The organism is Nocardia vinacea NBRC 16497 (assembly GCF_000308835.1).
GTDB classification, from domain to species: domain Bacteria; phylum Actinomycetota; class Actinomycetes; order Mycobacteriales; family Mycobacteriaceae; genus Nocardia; species Nocardia vinacea.
Genome location: NZ_BAGN01000316.1, coordinates 1 through 955, shown reverse-complemented (window position 1 = coordinate 955; position 955 = coordinate 1). Strand labels below are relative to the sequence as shown.

The 955-nt window shown below is 66.4% G+C and carries 2 protein-coding genes; both read right to left on the bottom strand.

All coding sequences use genetic code 11. From position 1 onward, the window contains the following. Positions 1-267: acetyl-coenzyme A synthetase N-terminal domain-containing protein (locus tag ON44_RS33665; RefSeq protein WP_040698038.1), on the bottom strand; the 267-nt coding region annotated here is incomplete at its 3' end. After that, positions 264-839 carry a cupin domain-containing protein gene (locus ON44_RS33660; RefSeq protein ID WP_040698035.1) on the bottom strand — a complete coding sequence of 192 codons (576 nt, stop codon included), beginning with the start codon at positions 837-839 and terminating at the stop codon, positions 264-266. The genes ON44_RS33660 and ON44_RS33665, both read right to left, overlap by 4 nt. Between the last annotated feature and the right edge of the window lie 116 nt (positions 840-955).

Sequence of the window (955 nt, the reverse complement as noted above, 5' to 3'; positions counted from 1 at the left end):
CTCGGCGTAATTGATCGTGCGGCCGGGAAACCAAGCGCCACCGATCATTTCGTCCGGCGCGACCGGACCGGTGGCCACGCCACCCATCCTGACATCCTCGAAGTCGGCCATCGCCAGCCAGAACCGATCCGGATGTTCGGTCGACCAGCGCCACAGATCCAGATACTCGGCATCCCGAAGGTCGGGGGGCAGCTCGGCGCGGAAGCGGGTCACCTCCGCCGCGGCCACACGTTCGGCGGTAGGCCACCACACCGCATCGGCCGTCACGGCCGCGCCTCGTCGAACAGCGGCAGCGAGCCGAGCAGGATGAACGCCATCCGGCACGGCTTGTCGCTGCGATTGGACCACGAGTGGCTGGTGCCGCGCTGGACGACGACGTCGCCGGGTTTCATCAAGCACTCGCCCTCGTCGGTCATCAGCCAGACCTCACCGTCGAGCACGATGCCGTAGTCGAGGGAGTCGGTGCGATGGAACCAGAAGTGCCGCGAATCCTCCTCCGCCGCAGCGCGGGCGTGCTCGCCGCCGAACTCGCTGAACATCGTCTGCGCCGCCTGGTCGCTGTAGGCGGCATCCGGCGGGAAGGTGGCGATCCGGAAGATGCTGCCACCGACCTTGGGGTACATGGGTACCTGCGTATCGGCGGTGGCCGTATCCTCGTTGCCGGCATTGGAGATATCGCCGGGCTCGGTGAGCCAGGCGACGCTCGCACCGAAGCCCGGAATATCCTCGGACACAAAAACATTCGGGCAATCGCCGACACTGACAATGATCGATCGGCCGTTCTCGTCGTGACCCGTCACGATCCGGCGAACGGGCGGAATCACAGTGTTCTCACTCATCGGGGCGTTTCCTCTCAGACTGTGGCCGCACCGAAGGGATACGGACGCGGCTGCGGCCACCACGGCGCTGTCGCGGGTTCGGCACTCAGGCGGTTGCGCAGGACACCGACACCGCT

Excerpts from the sequence above, each read along its gene's own strand:
- ON44_RS33660 (WP_040698035.1), bottom strand. The coding sequence starts at position 839 with ATGAGTGAGAACACTGTGATTCCGCCCGTTCGCCGGATCGTGACGGGT.